Raw genomic sequence first — 17,537 nt, 5'->3', positions numbered from 1 at the left:
AAATGAAATATAGCACATCTATTTTACTACTTAATTTTATATTATCTTTTTTTGGTAAATCATATGCGCAGAAAAATGATTATAAAGTTGTTCCTTCAAATTACTCAAAATTAGTAATGGTGAGTACTAAAGAGAGAGATAGTATAAAAAAAACACTTAAAAATCCATTTTATATAGAAAAGATATTACCTAAAGGGTATACGAAAAATGGAACTAAGAATTATACAGATGTAATCCAAAAGGCATTAGATGCCAATCGTAATGTCATTTTCCCGGATTTTCCACTTCTAATTTCCCCAAAAGGATTAACAGTTAAGTCAAACTCTAATCTTTTTTTTGAAAAAAATTCTCAGTTAATTTTGCAGGCGAATAGCTTAAGAGAATATGAAGTATTAAGAATTCATGATGTAAGCAACGTAAACGTTTTTTTTGCAAATATAAAGGGAGACAGATTTTCACATACAGATCAAGGTGGAGAGTGGGGAATGGGAATTTCAATCAGAGGCACCGAAAATATTTTATTGTACGCACCTAAAGTTACAGAGTGTTGGGGAGATGGCATATATATTGGTGTTGCTCCTGCTACCTGGAGTATGAAAAATAATAATATTACTATTTTAAAGGCCTTTATTGATCAAAGTAGAAGAAATGGAATGTCAATTATTACAGCGCAAAATTCTAAATTTAAAAATATTTTAACCTCAAATGCATATGGAACAAATCCTATGGCAGGTATAGATGTCGAACCAGATCAGAATACTAATATCATCAAAAACCTTGATTTCGATAATATTGTTGCCTATAATAACAAAAATACGGGATTTATTTTTTCACTAGGAAATCTATATGGTAAAGATAATAATATAGGAAAACTTAATTTAAATAATTTTACTTGTGTTTATAGTAATTATGGAATAGGATTTCTTATCGGACAAGAAAAGAAATTTGCCCAAGTAGCAACTGGATCAGTTAATATATTCGAACCCAAATTTGAATATATTTCACAAGAATATTCAACCGACGATAAATTGAGTAATAATTATAGCATTACAGTAAATATCAAATCAAAACGCAATGAAAATTTGAATAAATATAGAAATTTTCTTAAAAACTCAAAAAACATAAATTTTACCCAATAGACAATGTGCGGAATAAACGGAATTATAGCAAAAAATAAAAATATTCATCAGATACAGGAAAACTTGGAGCTGATGAATGAGAGAATATTTCACAGAGGGCCAGATGAAGATGGTTTTTTTGTTGATAATATTGGAGACGCTGCACTCGGCTTTGCCATGAGAAGACTTTCAATCATAGATTTATCTTCAGGTAAACAGCCAATATTTTCTGACGATCAGCAGAAAGTAATTGTTTTCAACGGTGAAATTTACAATTACAGAGAGCTTAAAGAAGAGCTTATTTCTGCAGGATATCATTTTCATACAAAATCAGATACAGAAGTTATCTTAAAACTATATGAAAAATACGGAACTGATGGTTTTAAAAAGCTGGATGGGATGTATGGTTTCAGCATTTTAGATAAATCAAAGAATAAAATTTTTATAGCAAGAGATTTCTTTGGAGAAAAACCGCTTTATTATTTTGCAGATGAAAATAATTTTATCTGGGGGTCAGAATTAAAGTCTTTAACTTCTGTAATACCTTCAAAACTGAGTATTTCAAATACAGGCCTTAATCTGTTTTTTCAGCTTACTTATATTCCGGCGCCTTTCTCGATTTATGAAAATGTTCGTAAGCTGGAAGCAAACAGCTTTCTGGAAATAGATGTACAAAATTTAGATTTCAAGATTCATCAGATTTCTGAAAGCCAGAAAAATCAAAAAAAAATAGAGATCGGATTCGAGGAAGCAAAAAGAAAAGTAAGAAACCTCGTTGAGAAAAGTGTAAACAGCAGAAGTGTTTCGGATGTGCCAATAGGAACTTTCCTTTCCGGTGGAGTAGATTCTTCTATCGTGACATGGAGTCTTTCGAAAGATTTGGATCAGAAAATTAATACTTTTTCGATTGGTTTCGAGAAAAAATCTTTTGATGAAACAGACAGATCACAAACAATAGCCAAATTAATTAATAGCAATCATCACGAATTTATTATTGGTGAAAAAGATTTTGCTGAAAATTTGGACGAGATTCTTCTAAATTTTGATGAGCCTTTTGCAGATTCTTCTGCTTTACCGAGTTTTTTGGTGGCGCAAAAGACAAGCCAACATGTGAAGGTTGCTTTAACGGGCGATGGTGGAGACGAAGTTTTTGGAGGATACAATAAGTATCTTATTGGGAAAATTAATCAACGATATACTAATTTTATTTCAGAAAAATCACATAACAAACTTCTAAAAATTTCCAATCATTTTTTGGCACAAAAAGAAGATAAGAGAGGATTCAAATTTAAGGTAAAAAAAGCATTAGATTCAATCAGCTACTCGGGTGATTTCTTTTATAATATTGTAAAACTTGGTTTTCAAAAAAATGATTTGGATAAGATTTTAAAAACAAATTATATTTCTGATAATTCAGTTGAGTATTATAAATCTAAATTACAAAAACCCAAAAGTCTTACTGATTTTCGTGAGGTTGATAAAATGATGAGTCTTGAAGGAGATATGCTGGTGAAAGTAGATAGAACGAGTATGCTTACTTCTTTAGAATCCAGAGCTCCGTTTCTGAACAAAGAAATTTGGGAATTTACAAAACAATTACCAGAGAAATACCTGATAAATGGAAATAGCAAAAAACACATTTTGAAGAAAGCGTTTGAAGATGTTTTTCCAAATGGGTTTTTAGAAAAATCCAAAAAAGGTTTTGGGGTTCCGGTAGGAGATTGGATGAAATCCGGGCTTAAGGAAGAGCTTCTATCTTACGTACAAAAATCAAAAATAGAGGAACAAAACATTTTCAATTTTAATGAAATTCTAAGGCTTGTAGATAATCATTTAAATGGAATTCAGGATAATGCTTTTAAAGTATGGACATTTTACTGTTTCCAGAAATGGTATTTTCAAACCTATTTAAAATAATTGAATGATGGGAGTGACCAAAGATATGATTAATGCGAAAAATATATTATTGTTTTTGGTACTCCTGGAGCATTTGCTTTGTTTCTATTTTAATAATATTATTAATAAAGGAAATCTTCTCGATTCTGTTGAATATTATACGAGAGGTTTAGAAGTTAATCTATCAAAGGATTTACCATATTTACTAGTTCCAGGAAGAGGAATACTTTTGGTAACTTCATTACTGGTGAATATTTTCAGTAATTTCCTTATATTAAGTTTGTTTTTTTCTTTTGTTTCTTTTATCCCTTACTATGATATTATTAGAAAATATTTTGAGAAAATAAATAATGAAAATAATGTATTTTTAAAATTTACATTTTTATTTCTCTTATTTATTCCGAGCGCACATATTTGGTTGACAGGTATTTTTAAAGAAGCATTAATTTTTCCTTTAATGTATTTTTTACTGCTAAGTCTGGTAAAAAACAGAGATAAATTTCTAAAGGCGGATATACTTTTCTATAGTTTTCTAATATTCTTATTAAGACCCTATTTAATCTGTCATATTTTATTAGCTTATTTTATTACAAATTTTAAATATCTAAATAAAAAAATAATATTAATTGTCTCGATTTTGTTTATGTTCTTCTCTTTAATGTTTTTTAAGGTGACATCCTCTTTTGTAGATATATCCAATTTATCTAAACTAATGAGTGAAATCAATCGGTTTTCTCAGGCACAGGGAAATTCATTTATTGATGTTGAGAAGACAAGTTATTTACAAAGGCTTATCTACATGTTATTCAGACCATTGTTTTTCGATGTATCTACAAAGTCTCAATATTTATATTCTTTCGAAAATGCAATACTTATCATTTGGTTTTTAGTATTTTTGTACAATATTATAATAAAGAAAATAAAAGCTAATTTTTTATTTTTAAATATATATTTTATCTTGTCATTATTGGTTTGGTTGTTTATAGGAATTTATATTTACAACTACGGTCTGGCTTCCAGAATGAAGGTTATGATTGTCCCTTTTATGATGATAGGAGTTATAATTTCAATAAAACAACAATTGGGTGAAAAAAATAGTTAGGATTACTACAGTTCCGGTTTCATTAAAAATACTTTTAAAAGGACAATTGCGATTCATGTCTCAATATTTTACGATGGTTGGCATATCATCGGATATTAATGAAATGAATGCAATTGCTAAGGAAGAAAATATAAAAACCCATACGGTAGATATGACCAGAACAATAAGCCCTATCACGGATTTAAAATCTGTTTACAAATTATATAAAGTTCTAAAAAAAGAAAAACCAGATATAGTACATTCTCATACTCCAAAGGCTGGTATTGTCGGTATGTTGGCTGCATATCTGGTGGGAGTTCCGATCAGGCTTCATACAGTTGCCGGCTTACCTTTAATGGAAGCAACGGGAACAAAAAGAAAAGTATTAAATCTCGTTGAAAGTCTTACCTACAGATTTGCAACAAAGGTTTATCCCAATTCCAAAGGATTAAACGATTTTATTCTCGAAAATAAATTTACTCAACCCAATAAGCTTAAAGTTATTGGAAACGGAAGTTCAAATGGTATTTCTGTAAAAACTTTCGATCCTCAGCTCTTTTCAGAAGAAGATAATTCCAAATTAAAAAAAGAATTAAAAATATCAGAAGAAGATTTTGTATTTATTTTTGTTGGGAGACTAGTAGGAGACAAGGGTATTAATGAATTAATAAAAGCATATTCTAAAGTAAGAAATGCACACACGAAGCTTTTATTAGTGGGAGGTTTCGAAACAGAACTAGATCCTTTACACGAAGAGACTTTACAAAAAATTGAGAATATACAAGATATTATTTCGGTAGGTTTTCAAAAGGATGTAAGACCTTATTTTGCTATTTCCAATACGCTTGTTTTTCCAAGTTATAGGGAAGGATTTCCAAATGTTGTGATGCAGGCAGGAGCAATGGGTCTTCCAAGCATTGTTTCAAATATTAACGGTTGCAATGAAATTGTCATTGAAGGTAAAAACGGAATTATTGTACCTGTAAAAGATGACGTAAAATTAGCAGAAGCAATGAAAATTATTCTTACAAATAATGAAGAATACAACAATATGAAGCTAAATGCCAGAAAAATGATTGTTGAGAGATACGAACAAAGTGTCGTTTGGAACGAACTTTTGAACGAATATAACAGACTTTTAAAAGAAAAAAGCAATGTATAAATTTTTTTAAAAAGGGTTATTGATTTTTCTATTGCCATTATTATCATGATTCTTTTATCACCCGTTTTTTTATTTGTTTTAATTGGTCTTTTTATTGCAAACAATGGGAAACCTTTTTTCTTTCAGAGAAGACCAGGGAAGGATGAAAGAATTTTCAGTATTATAAAATTCAAAACGATGAATGACAAAAAAGATGTAAACGGTATTCTTTTACCAGATAGCGAAAGACTTACGCCGATTGGGGCTTTCGTTCGCAAAACATCTTTAGACGAATTGCCGCAGTTGATTAATGTTTTAAAAGGAGATATGTCGATTATTGGTCCAAGACCTTTATTGCCCGAATATTTAGAATTGTATAACGAAAATCAGAAAAGAAGACATGAGGTTAGACCTGGCATTACAGGATGGGCTCAGGTAAATGGCAGAAATGCTATTTCTTGGTCGAAAAAGTTCGAATTAGATGTTTGGTATGTAGATAATGCTTCATTTGTTGTAGATTTGAGAATAATTTTTTTAACAGTAAAAAAAGTGTTCTTAAAAGAAGGAATATATGCTGATGGTCACGCAACAACAGAACCATTTAAAGGAAATTAAAAATAAGTTATATGTATTTATTTGGTGCAAGTGGACATGGCAAAGTAGTAGCAGATATAGCTATTGACAAAGGCATAAGTATTACGGCCTTTATTGATGATGATACCAATAAAATTGAGTGTTATGGATTTCCTGTAATTCAGAAGATAATGGACTCAAAGATACCTTTAATTATAACAATTGGAGATAATCTTATCAGAAAGAAAATTGCAGGTAAAATAATAAATAATTTAGAAACTCTAATTCATTCAAGATCCATAGTTTCTCCAACGTCAAAAATAGGCAAAGGAAGTGTAATAATGGGTGGAGTTACAATCAATGCAGATAGTTTCATTGGAGAACATTGTATAATAAATACAAATGCTTCTATAGATCACGAATGTTATATCGAAAATTTTGTACATGTTTCACCTAATGCTGCTTTAGCGGGAAACGTTCAAGTGGGAGAAGGTTCACATATTGGTATTGGTGCAACTGTAATCCAGAATATTAAAATAGGTAAGTGGTGTATAATTGGTGCTGGTGCTGTAATTTTAAAAGATGTTCCTGACTACTCAGTAATCGTTGGAAATCCGGGTAGAGTAATTAAAAATATAAATAAGATTTAAAATACATAAATGAATTCAAAAATCTGGTTATCATCCCCACACATGGGAGGTAACGAACAAAAATATATCAACGAAGCTTTCGCTGAAAATTGGGTTGCGCCTTTAGGTCCGAATGTAAATGGTTTTGAAGAAGACCTTGAGAAATTTTTAGGACAAGATTCGAAAGTTGCTGCTTTGTCGGCAGGAACTGCTGCCCTCCATCTGGCTTTGGTTGAATGTGGTGTTGAATATGGTGATGAGGTAATCTGTCAATCCATGACGTTTTCTGCATCTGCAAACCCGATCGCTTATTGCGGTGGAATTCCTGTTTTTGTAGACAGCGAACCGGAAACATGGAATATGTGCCCAAAAGCTTTAAAAGAAGCTATTGAAGACAGAATTCAAAAAGGTAAAAAGCCAAAGGCTATTATTGTTGTTCATCTTTACGGGATGCCTGCAAAAATGGACGAAATTATTGCAGTTGCAAAAGAATTTAATATTGAATTAATTGAAGATGCAGCAGAAGCTTTAGGTTCAACATACAAAAATCAACCTTGCGGAACCTTCGGGCGTTTCGGAATTTTAAGTTTTAATGGAAACAAAATTATTACAACTTCTGGAGGTGGCGCATTAGCTTGCAAAACTCAGGAGGATAAGGATAAAACAGTTTTTCTTTCTACTCAGGCAAGAGATAACGCACCTCACTATCAGCATTCTCACATTGGTTTCAATTACAGGATGAGTAATATCGTTGCCGGAATTGGGAGAGGACAGATGGAAGTTTTGAAGGATAGAGTGGAAGCTCGTCGTTCAATGCACGATTTTTATGTTGATCTTTTTAAAAATATTGATGGAGTAACAGTTTTCTCGGAATCATCATCTGATTTTTATTCTAATCACTGGCTTTCTGCGATTATTGTTGATCCTTCTATCGTTGGTAAAACAAGAGAAGATCTTCGTTTAGCTTTCCTTGAAGATAATATTGAATCCAGACCATTGTGGAAGCCTATGCACCTGCAGCCGATTTTCGCAAACGCACCATATTACGGAACAAATGTTTCAGAAAAATTATTTGGTGATGGGCTTTGCCTTCCGTCAGGATCGAATCTTTCTGAAGATGAGAAAGTGAGGATTGCAAAAGTAGTCAACGATTTCTTTGGAAATTAATCTAAAATAAATGAATCAATACAGGTTTTGGAAGGGTATTTTTGATTGCTTTTTTTCTGCAATTCTAATAGTATTGCTTTTTCCTTTATTGATTTTGCTATTCATTATTGCATGTATTGATACATCCTCCAACGGAATTTTTTTTCAAAAAAGAATCGGGCAATATGGAAAGGTATTCATTATTTATAAGTTTAAAACGATTCGTGATAAAGATGAATTTTGTTCTAAAACAGGATCTGTATTAAGAAAATATAAACTTGATGAGCTGCCGCAATTGTTTAATATTTTAAAAGGTGAAATGAGCTTTGTAGGTCCTCGCCCAGATATTGAAGGGTATTATGATATATTGAAAGGAAAAGATCGGAAAGTTTTGAATTTAAAGCCGGGAATAACTTCTGAAGCAAGTATTAAGTATAGTAATGAAGAGGAACTTTTAAAACAGCAGCAAGACCCTTTATATTATAATGATGAAATTCTGTTTCCGGATAAAGTAAAAATGAATCTGGATTATCTTGAAAATATGTCTTTTTCTAATGATTTTAAAATTTTAACGAAAACTATTTTTAAAGTACTCATAAAATAAAATTCAACTATTTAGTTTATTTTTGCACTATTATTTAAGATATGAAAATTAAAGAAACACCTTTAAAAGATTGCTACATCATCGAACCGACAATATTTGAGGATGATAGAGGATACTTTTTTGAAAAATTTAATGAAAAAAAATTCGAAGAACTGACTGGAATGAACGGTCACTTCGTTCAGGATAATATTTCTAAATCATCTTATGGAGTTCTACGTGGTCTTCATTTGCAAAAAGGAGAGCATTCGCAGGCAAAGCTGGTTTCTTGTCTCGAAGGAAAAGTTTGGGATGTTGCGGTTGATTTAAGAGAAGATTCACCAACATTTGGACAATGGTTCGGAATTGAATTAACGGAAGAAAATAAGTTGCAGCTATATATTCCAAGAGGCTTCGGACATGGTTTTTCTGTATTAACTGATACTGCTGTCTTTGCTTATAAATGTGATAATTTTTATAATAAAGAATCTGAAGGCAGTGTAAAGTACAATGATGCAGATCTCAACATCGACTGGAAAATTGATGAAAAAGATGCTGTTCTTTCAGAAAAAGATCAAACTGCTCCAAGCTTTAAAGAAAAGAATTATTAAAAATACATTGAAAACCACTTTATTAAGGTGGTTTTTATTTTTTAATTAAGACTCTATCAATATTTTGTATCTTTGCAAACTCAAAATCAAAAAGATGCGCACAAAATCTGTAGGTAAGAAGAAAATTAATGTTGTAACTCTTGGTTGTTCCAAGAATGTTTATGATTCTGAAGTCTTAATGAGTCAGCTTAAAGCCAATGGCAAAGAGGTTGTTCATGAAGACAGAGGGGATATTGTGGTAATCAATACCTGCGGATTCATCGATAATGCGAAGGAAGAATCTATTAATACAATTCTAGATTATGTTGATGCTAAAAACAGAGGCGAAGTAGAAAAAGTATTCGTTACGGGTTGTCTTTCTGAAAGATACAAACCAGATTTGATTCGTGAAATTCCTGACGTCGACCAATATTTCGGAACGAGAGATCTTCCTATCTTATTAAAACATTTAGGCGCAGACTACAAACATGAATTGGTTGGCGAAAGATTAACGACTACTCCAAAACATTATGCTTATTTAAAAATTTCTGAAGGTTGCGACAGACCTTGTTCTTTTTGTGCAATTCCTTTAATGAGAGGTGGTCACGTTTCAACTCCGATTGAAAAATTAGTTGTTGAAGCTCAAAAATTGGCTAAAAAAGGAACAAAAGAATTGATTTTAATTGCTCAAGATCTTACTTACTACGGTTTAGATATTTATAAAAAACGAGCTCTTGGAGATTTATTAAAAGAATTGGTGAAAGTAGAAGGAATTGAATGGATTCGTCTTCACTATGCTTTTCCGAGTGGTTTCCCGGAGGATGTTTTGGATATTATCAGAGAAGAACCGAAAGTTTGTAACTATATAGATATTCCGCTGCAGCACATCAATTCAGATTTATTGAAATCGATGAAAAGAGGAACTAATCACGAAAAAACAGATGCTCTTTTAGCGAAATTCAGAGAGAAAGTTCAGGATATGGCAATCAGAACAACCCTTATTGTCGGCTATCCAGGTGAAACAGAAGAAGTTTTCCAGGAATTAAAAGATTGGGTAAGAGAACAGAAGTTTGACAGATTAGGTTGTTTCACATATTCTCATGAAGAAAATACAAGTGCTTATGTTCTTGAAGATAACATCCCACAAGAAGTAAAAGAAGCTAGGGTAGAAGAGATCATGGAGATTCAATCTCAAATTTCTTGGGAAAAGAATCAAGAGAAAATAGGTAATATTTATAAATGTATATTCGACAGAAAAGAAGGCAATTATTTTGTAGGTAGAACGGAATATGATTCTCCGGATGTTGATAATACTGTTCTGGTGTCTGCAGAAAATACTTATATTTCTATAGGAGATTTTGCAGATGTAAAGATAACCTCAGCTGAAGAATTTGATCTTTACGGCGAATTAGTTTAAATTATTCACATATAATTGATATTTTTAGGAATAAATTTAATAATAAATTATTTTTGAAAATATTTATTATTGAGTTAATAAAAATTAACATAATTTAATTAATTTTAATTTTTAATTTAGTTTATTGATTTTCAATTGGTTGCGAAAACGGTAAGTTAAATTAATAAAACTTTTCTATCTAATATTGTGTATATTAAATAATAAAGTATTAACTTTGCCCCAAGAATAGATTTAAAGAGTTCTATTCTGAATATTAGATATTTAAAAATAAATCAAAACTGGTACGGTTGTTGCAAGGTAATGCCTTGAAAAAACTTTTAAAGTTTTGTTAGATAAGCACAAGTTGGGATATTGTCCCATTTGAATATAAATATCATTGATGAAAAATGTAATTTAAAATCTTTAAAAACTTATGAAAAAAATTTTATTAACAGCGACTATGTTAGTCGGCTTTGCAGCGGTTTCTCAGGCTCAGCAAGGACGAGTTGGTATTAACACAACCAACCCTGCTGGTACGTTAGATATTACAGCTGATGTATCTGCAGCAGGTAATGCTAAACCTGACGCGCTATTAGTCCCTCGTATGACAAGAGCTCAATTAGAAGCTAAGAATGCAGCTTATGCTAACGGTACTGCTGCAACTAATCAAAATGGTGCTCTTGTATTTGTATCAAGTATTGCAGATGGTACAGGAACTGGTAAAACAGTGAATGTTACTGCGACCGGATTCTATTATTATGATGCTCCAGCTGCGGTTTGGAGAGCTATGGGTGGAGGTGCACCAGCTGTTCAAAGGTATGAAGGTACTAGAGGTAGTGTTACAATTTTAACCAATTCTGCGACCTATACTGCAACTGCATCTGACTTTTTTATTATTACTAAAACAGGGGGTGGTGCTATGACTATTGAATTACCTGATCCTGTTGCGAATGTTGGTAGATTAATTTATGTAGCGAATGCTAATACAGGTACAGGTACATTAACTGTACAAAATGCTGGTGGTGCTCCTACGGCATTAGTTGGTTCAATGGCTCAAAATAGAGCAAAAGCTTTTGTTAGTGATGGTACTACATGGGTTTCTATTTCGTTTAATTAATAAAAACATAAATAATAATGAAAAAATTTAGTCTATATATAGTCCTTTTTGCTTCTATTTCATTAGCAAAAGTTTCAGCGCAAGTTAACTCTAATCAGTTGGTTGCTAATAATATTGGAGATACTAATGCTTTTTTGGATGCAAGTACAAATTTTAATACTAGTGCTTCATCATCAAATAGCATTGGAAAAGGTTTAGTATTCCCTAATACAGATTTAAGATTGTTCAGATTTGATACAACTCCTTCTGGAGGTGCTGATGGTATCACATTCCCTTCTTATTTTGATGGTATGGTAGTTTATAATACTGCTACTACTGGTACGACAGCTGATCCAGCTTTGACTACTCAAACAGCAAATTTAACACAAGGATTTTATTATTTTTCTAATCCAAATGGAAATGCTAATGGTAATGTAACTTCTGGAGTCTGGGTTCCAATCGGCGGAAATCCAAGAGTAAATGTAGCTTCTGCTGAAACTCCTACAAATACAGCGATCAACGGTAATACTATTTACGCTAGAAAAGGAACATTTACTACAAACGGAACTTCTACATCTCCTACAGCATATAGTCCTGCAGGAGGGTTTCCTATTCCCGCTACTGCTACTGCTGGAATTTACAGAGTAACAGTATTCAAAGCTGGTACAGGAAGTGTTTTTGCAAACGGAGTTTATTCTTATGATATTACAAACGGTAATCTAATTACTGGTTCTCCAAGTATGTCTGTAGTTTATCCGGCTGGTACTTACGACTATATAGTTGAGTATACTAAATAATAAGAAATTTATTCTTTATATATAAAACCGATGATTTATTCATCGGTTTTTTGTTTTACCTGGTAGAGTTTAATTTAGAATTCTTAAGCATATTCAATTATTAAATTTTTAAAAGTAAAATCATAGGTTTAATTATTTTATTATTTATTATAAAGAATAGAAGGAAAGGAAAACCTTTATATACTTTTTTGATATAACCAATTCCAGAATTAATTTGTTAGTTCATCAGTTAAAATTAAATGAAATAAAAAATATGATTTTAAAACATTTAAATGTTACTTAAAAATCATAATAAAAGTTAAATGCTTGATTTTTAAACTTTTGAAAAATTATAAAAGAAAAATTGTACAGAAATTAGTTAAAATTGTTAACTTTTTTATTTCTTTTTTAACACTTTTTAACAATAGTATCTAAATGCCCTATTAATAGGGAATTACAGAACTATTTAAGATAATATTAGTTTTTTATTAACGTTTGTTAACAAATAGAATAGGTTCTTAAGAAGATTCCTGATACATTTGCCCTGTCAAAACCAATAAAAGTTCAAAATGATGAAAAGATTCATTCTCGTAATCATAATGATGATTTCAACCTTTGGTATTTATTCTTTCAAAATGAATGCCACAGATGCGAAAAAAACAAGTTATGCATCGTACTACCACGATAAGTTTAACGGTAGAAAAACTGCAAGCGGAGAAATCTTTGATAACGCAAAGTTTACCGCAGCAAACAGAACGCTTCCATTTGGAACAAACATTAAGGTAACGAACCTTAATAATGGTAAAGAGGTAATTGTGAAAGTAAATGATAGAGGACCTTACCATTCATCAAGATCTTTAGATATGTCTAAAGCTGCGTTCGATGAAATCGGAGATACCAATAGAGGTACAATTCCGGTGGAATATGAAATTGTCGATTAAATTTTATGATTTAAATTAAAAAAAGCCAACTACTAAGTTGGCTTTTTGCTTTGTATTAAAGGCTTAATTCTACCAAAGCCGGGCAATGATCGGAATGTACTGCTTCTTTCAGAATTACAGCTCTGGAAAGTTTGTCTTTTAAACTGTAAGAAGTGAAGTTATAATCTAATCTCCAGCCTTTATTTCTTTCTCTTGAATTTTGTCGATAGCTCCACCAGGTATAATTGTCGGGTTCATTATTAAAAAACCTGAAACTGTCGATTAATTCACATTCATTAATGAAATCTGTCATCCATTCTCTTTCCATAGGTAAGAAGCCGGAAACATTCTTTAAACCAACTGGATTGTGAATATCAATCTCTTCATGACAAATATTAAAATCTCCGGAAATAATAAGATTAGGAATCGTTTTCTTTAATTCTTTTATGTAAGCTAGAAAATCATGACAGAATTGCATTTTAAATTCTAATCTTTCAATATTCGAAGCAGATGGTACATATACTGAAATCGCCGAAAATCCATCATAGTCTGCACGAATGATTCTGCCTTCATTATCGTAGCTTTCGATACCGCAACCGTATTCAACATGATTGGGTTTGATTTTAGATGCAATTCCAACGCCGCTGTAGCCTTTTCTTACCGCCGAATGCCAGTAACTGTGATATCCCAGTTTCTCAAGACTTTCGATGTCTATTTGGTCGTTTCCTGCTTTGCTCTCCTGAATGCAGATAATATCCGGATCTGCAGTTTTAAGCCAGCCTAAAAAGTCTTTGGTAAAAGCGGCTCTGATTCCGTTTACGTTATAAGTGATTAATTTCATAGCTCAAAAATATTAATAAAAAAGAAGCGGAAAAAATCATTTGACTTTTTCCGCTTCCACCCTTACAACCCAAGAGTAAATAAACTATGAAAAAACTACTTGGGTTCTAAAATACTGAAAGGAATAATACATTCTTCCAATGAAATTCCTCCATGTTGGTATGTTTCTTTATAATAATTTACAAAATGATTATAATTTTTAGGATACGCCAGGAAAATATTATTCTTAGCGAAAATATATTTTGAGCTTAAATTTCCTTTAGGTAAAAATAATTTCTCAGGGTTTGTAATTGCCCAAACATCACTATCATCATAGGTTAAACTTTTTCCGGTTTTATAACGAATATTTGTTGACGTTTCTCTGTCTCCAACCACCTTGCTTGGTTTTTTAACGTAAACTGTTCCGTGGTCGGTTGTAATCACTAATTTAAAGCCGTTTTCCGCTGCTACTTTGATAATTTTCATTAATGATGAATTTTCAAACCAGTTCAATGTCAATGATCTGAAAGTTTTATCATCACGAATCAACTGATCTACAATATGATTATCTGTTTTCGCGTGAGAAAGAATATCAATAAAGTTGTAAACAATCACCAAAAGGTCGTTGTTTTTATGCTGATTGAAATCATCGTAAATTTTTCTTTCGAAATCGGCATTTAAAACTTTCAAATATTTCATCGATTTAGAACCTAAACCAATTCTTTTCATTTGATCTTCAAGGAAATCACGCTCAAATTCATTTTTATTTCCTTCCTCATTGTCATTAAACCATTTATCAGGAAAACGTTTTTCGATTTCAGAAGGCATTAAGCCGGCAAAAAATGAGTTTCTCGCATATTGAGTCGCTGTAGGAAGAATACTATAGTAGTAATCTTCTGAAACCTTGTTATAATATTTTGTAAACAAAGGCTCAATTACTTTCCATTGATCGTAACGAAGGTTATCGACCATCAAAAGAAGCACTTTTTCTTTTTCAACTTCCGGCTTCACCTTTTCTTTGAAAAGTGTATGACTCATAATTGGCTTTTCTGAACCTTGCAGCCAATCTTCGTAATTTTTTTCGATAAATTTTGCGAACTGGATATTTGCTTCTTCTTTCTGAGATTGTAAAAGATCTGCAAATTCGTTATCTGTTACTTTATCAAACTTAATTTCCCAATTAAGAATTTTCTTATAATATTCAGCCCAATCCTGATATGTTCTTAAATAAGACAATTCCATAGAAAGATTTCTAAACTCCTGCTGATATTGCAGAATTGTTTTTTGTTCTACCAAATTATCCTGTTGAAGATTCTTCTTTAATGATAATAAAATCTGGTTCGGATTTACAGGCTTCAAAATATAATCGGCTATCTGTGACCCGATGGCTTCCTCCATAATGTGTTCCTCCTCACTTTTTGTCACCATTACAATTTTAAGGGAATTATCTTTCTCCTTAATCATAGGAATGGCTTCTAGCCCCGAAATTCCGGGCATATTTTCATCAATAAGTGTTAATGCAAATTTTTCTGAATCCATTAATTCAAGTGCCTCATTCACGTTGTTTACAGGCATTACCTGATATCCTTTTTTTTCAAGGAATACGATGTGAGGTTTAAGTAAATCTATTTCATCATCTATCCATAATATCTTTTCCGACATAATTTATTTTTTACATGGTTAATAGTATCAAATTGTTGACCAATTCTTTCTAAAATCTGCCAAAATAAGCAGATATAAAGTTAAATATAAGTTAAATGAAACCATAACGAAATATTAATCTTTTTGTTTCATTTACTCACCATTTTTTATATATTCCAAAGCCCTTTCCAGAACTTCGTCTTTTCCTTCCTGAATTCCTTTGACGGTGGGCTTTATAATAATATCAGGAATAATCCCGATTCGCTGTGTCTCTTTTCCGTTCGGATAATATGCTCCCAATCCAGTAAAACTGGTTTCCAGATCCGCAATGTGAAATTTTATGACATCACCGTTTGCGCCGGAAGTATTACTCCCAATAATTTTTGCTCTTGGATGTTGCTTAAACATCATTGTAGTCGTTTCGGCCTGACTTTGTGTATTTTCATCAACCAAAACAACGACGTTGCCTTTATAATATTCAGAATTGTGTTTTCCTATAGGATTTTTTCGGCTATAAAATTTACTCAAATATTTTGTCTCAGGAAAATTAAATTGATAATAAATTGAACTTTCTGGAAGTAACAATACACTTAGTGGTAAAATCGTCATTTTTGGATAATTTCTTAAATCAAAAATGATGGATTCGGTTGATTTTAATTGGCTGTACATTTCATCAAGATCTGCCTTTTCAATAATTCCCATGTTGACGTAACCGATTTTCTTTTCATTATCAATAAATTTCCATTTTTCTGGCTGAATTGGCTTTTCAAAAATAATATCTTTCAACAAATATGTTTTTACTTTTAAAGCCAGATTTTGTCCGTTTCTTTCCAGTTTTAAATTGATTGAATCATTATTAGTCATCAAAAACAAATTTTTCACTTTTTTAATTTTTCCCCAAGAATTCGAGGCGGGAATATATTTTCCAAAAGCATTTACTTTTTGTGGAATCGTTAAACCATTGATATCATAAATAACATCGCCGACCTTTAACGGATTTTCTTCATTAAATTTATTAGAATTAATCTTGGTTATCACCAATTTTCCTTCGGCATAAGAATATTCAACCGCGACACTTCTTCTTCCGTATTGGTTTAAGCTTATTAATCTTGAATACAAAAAAGCATGTGAATCATCGACTTTGGTTACCAATTCGGCTAATGTTAAATGATAATTTTCATCATTATTAATCATTAAAAACTTTGGAATCATTTCTTTTAAAGCATCATCCCAGTTTTCGTCGGTTTTGTATTTGTAGGGAAAAAAATATTCTACATAATTCCAATACCTGAATAATTCTAATAAAGCAGTTTGCTTTGAAGTAAATTTTGAACCATAAGAATTTTCATTTCTAAAATAGACTTTTCTTCCATTCAATCCGAAATAATGATTTTCACCAAGATTTCTATTGTTCTGAATAAAATGTAATTTTTGAATTACATTCTGAGAAAATACTTCCGGATTGTTGATCCAGCTTAAATCGAAATTTTTTAAAAAATAAACTTTATTTTCTTCTTTTAAACATTTTTTGCATTTATCAACCTTTCCCAGACTTTCAATCCAGTTGGAATATAATTCGTTTAATTGATTTTTTTCATTAATATTTTCAAGCTCATTAATTTTCTGGAATAATTGCTGATCCCAGTTGAAAGTTCCTTTGGCAACGTTCGGATGATAATATTTTAAGAATCCCCAAACTTTACAAAGCGATTCCAGTTTTTGGGTTTCTGTTAACTTCTGCGCCGAAAATTGTAAGCCGAAAAACAAGATGATGAAGAGTGAGAATTTTCTCATTAAAAAGTATTCGTGGTTTTATTTCATCAAAGATATATCTTAAACACTAATTGCACTAATATTTTCACAAATAACGCGATTGAATAAATTTTGGCTAAAGCCAATTGATGGAAGCTTATTGAGTAAATGGGCTAAAGCCCATTCCTATTGATAAATAAAACTAAACAAGGAAATTTGCATCCACCCTTTGCTGAGTGAAACGCCTTTGCGAACGAAAAATATACAGATCAATTTAAAAAAATCTTTGCGGACGTTGCGTTAAAAAAAATTCAACAAAGAAAATTATGTTTAAAACAACAAACAGTTTAATAAAAATTAATCACCTTTAAAATTTAAAATCC

16 protein-coding genes are annotated in these 17,537 nt (G+C 31.4%); 13 read left to right on the top strand and 3 right to left on the bottom strand.

Going from position 1 to position 17,537, the window contains the following annotated elements; genetic code table 11:
• Positions 1-2: 2 nt before the first annotated feature.
• The 13 genes from ACKX2A_RS07045 to ACKX2A_RS06985 all read left to right on the top strand — a co-directional run bounded on the left by ACKX2A_RS07045 (position 3) and on the right by ACKX2A_RS06985 (position 12,963).
• Positions 3-1,139, top strand: coding sequence for a hypothetical protein (locus ACKX2A_RS07045; protein WP_415328652.1), 1,137 nt, complete (start codon positions 3-5; stop codon positions 1,137-1,139).
• A gap of 3 nt (positions 1,140-1,142) precedes the next feature.
• Positions 1,143-3,035 carry an asparagine synthase (glutamine-hydrolyzing) gene (asnB, locus tag ACKX2A_RS07040; protein ID WP_415328651.1) on the top strand — a complete coding sequence of 631 codons (1,893 nt, stop codon included), beginning with the start codon at positions 1,143-1,145 and terminating at the stop codon, positions 3,033-3,035.
• Positions 3,036-3,042: 7 nt separating this feature from the next.
• Positions 3,043-4,116: a hypothetical protein gene (locus ACKX2A_RS07035; protein ID WP_415328650.1), complete on the top strand. Its 1,074-nt coding sequence runs from the start codon at positions 3,043-3,045 to the stop codon at positions 4,114-4,116.
• Entirely contained in the window at positions 4,100-5,257 is a 1,158-nt protein-coding gene (locus tag ACKX2A_RS07030) for a glycosyltransferase family 4 protein (RefSeq protein ID WP_415328648.1), read from the top strand. Before ACKX2A_RS07035 ends, ACKX2A_RS07030 begins: the two co-directional genes overlap by 17 nt.
• A 45-nt stretch (positions 5,258-5,302) precedes the next feature.
• The gene (locus tag ACKX2A_RS07025; protein WP_415328646.1) at positions 5,303-5,851 is read left to right on the top strand and encodes a sugar transferase; all 549 of its coding nucleotides are present in this window, start codon (positions 5,303-5,305) and stop codon (positions 5,849-5,851) included.
• A gap of 11 nt (positions 5,852-5,862) precedes the next feature.
• Positions 5,863-6,459, top strand: coding sequence for an acetyltransferase (locus tag ACKX2A_RS07020; RefSeq protein ID WP_415328645.1), 597 nt, complete (start codon positions 5,863-5,865; stop codon positions 6,457-6,459).
• A 9-nt stretch (positions 6,460-6,468) separates the two neighbouring features.
• Positions 6,469-7,605 carry an aminotransferase class I/II-fold pyridoxal phosphate-dependent enzyme gene (locus ACKX2A_RS07015; protein WP_415328643.1) on the top strand — a complete coding sequence of 379 codons (1,137 nt, stop codon included), beginning with the start codon at positions 6,469-6,471 and terminating at the stop codon, positions 7,603-7,605.
• Positions 7,606-7,615: 10 nt separating this feature from the next.
• A complete protein-coding gene (locus ACKX2A_RS07010; protein ID WP_415328641.1) occupies positions 7,616-8,188 on the top strand; it encodes a sugar transferase in 573 nt (190 codons plus the stop codon).
• Positions 8,189-8,229: 41 nt separating this feature from the next.
• Complete coding sequence (rfbC, locus tag ACKX2A_RS07005) at positions 8,230-8,775, top strand: dTDP-4-dehydrorhamnose 3,5-epimerase (protein ID WP_415328639.1); 546 nt, start codon at positions 8,230-8,232, stop codon at positions 8,773-8,775.
• A gap of 94 nt (positions 8,776-8,869) precedes the next feature.
• A complete protein-coding gene (gene rimO, locus ACKX2A_RS07000) occupies positions 8,870-10,171 on the top strand; it encodes a 30S ribosomal protein S12 methylthiotransferase RimO (RefSeq protein WP_415328638.1) in 1,302 nt (433 codons plus the stop codon).
• Between the two features lie 412 nt (positions 10,172-10,583).
• Entirely contained in the window at positions 10,584-11,267 is a 684-nt protein-coding gene (locus ACKX2A_RS06995; protein ID WP_415328636.1) for a hypothetical protein, read from the top strand.
• Between the two features lie 17 nt (positions 11,268-11,284).
• Positions 11,285-12,043, top strand: a complete 759-nt coding sequence (locus ACKX2A_RS06990) for a hypothetical protein (RefSeq protein ID WP_415328635.1) — start codon at positions 11,285-11,287, stop codon at positions 12,041-12,043.
• A 548-nt stretch (positions 12,044-12,591) separates the two neighbouring features.
• The gene (locus tag ACKX2A_RS06985) at positions 12,592-12,963 is read left to right on the top strand and encodes a septal ring lytic transglycosylase RlpA family protein (RefSeq protein ID WP_415328633.1); all 372 of its coding nucleotides are present in this window, start codon (positions 12,592-12,594) and stop codon (positions 12,961-12,963) included.
• A gap of 55 nt (positions 12,964-13,018) precedes the next feature.
• Here ACKX2A_RS06985 and ACKX2A_RS06980 read toward each other — a convergent pair whose 3' ends face one another.
• The 3 genes from ACKX2A_RS06980 to ACKX2A_RS06970 form a co-directional block, all read right to left on the bottom strand.
• Complete coding sequence (locus ACKX2A_RS06980) at positions 13,019-13,783, bottom strand: exodeoxyribonuclease III (RefSeq protein WP_415328631.1); 765 nt, start codon at positions 13,781-13,783, stop codon at positions 13,019-13,021.
• Positions 13,784-13,878: 95 nt separating this feature from the next.
• On the bottom strand, positions 13,879-15,423 hold the full coding sequence (locus ACKX2A_RS06975; protein WP_415328629.1) for a PglZ domain-containing protein: 1,545 nt from the start codon (positions 15,421-15,423) through the stop codon (positions 13,879-13,881).
• Between the two features lie 132 nt (positions 15,424-15,555).
• The gene (locus tag ACKX2A_RS06970; RefSeq protein ID WP_415328627.1) at positions 15,556-17,196 is read right to left on the bottom strand and encodes a S41 family peptidase; all 1,641 of its coding nucleotides are present in this window, start codon (positions 17,194-17,196) and stop codon (positions 15,556-15,558) included.
• Between the last annotated feature and the right edge of the window lie 341 nt (positions 17,197-17,537).

This window comes from Chryseobacterium sp. MMS23-Vi53, from assembly GCF_047651245.1.
Classification (GTDB): Bacteria; Bacteroidota; Bacteroidia; order Flavobacteriales; family Weeksellaceae; genus Chryseobacterium.
The sequence above is the reverse complement of the archived record's forward strand: the minus strand, read 5'-3'. Positions and strand labels throughout refer to the sequence as shown.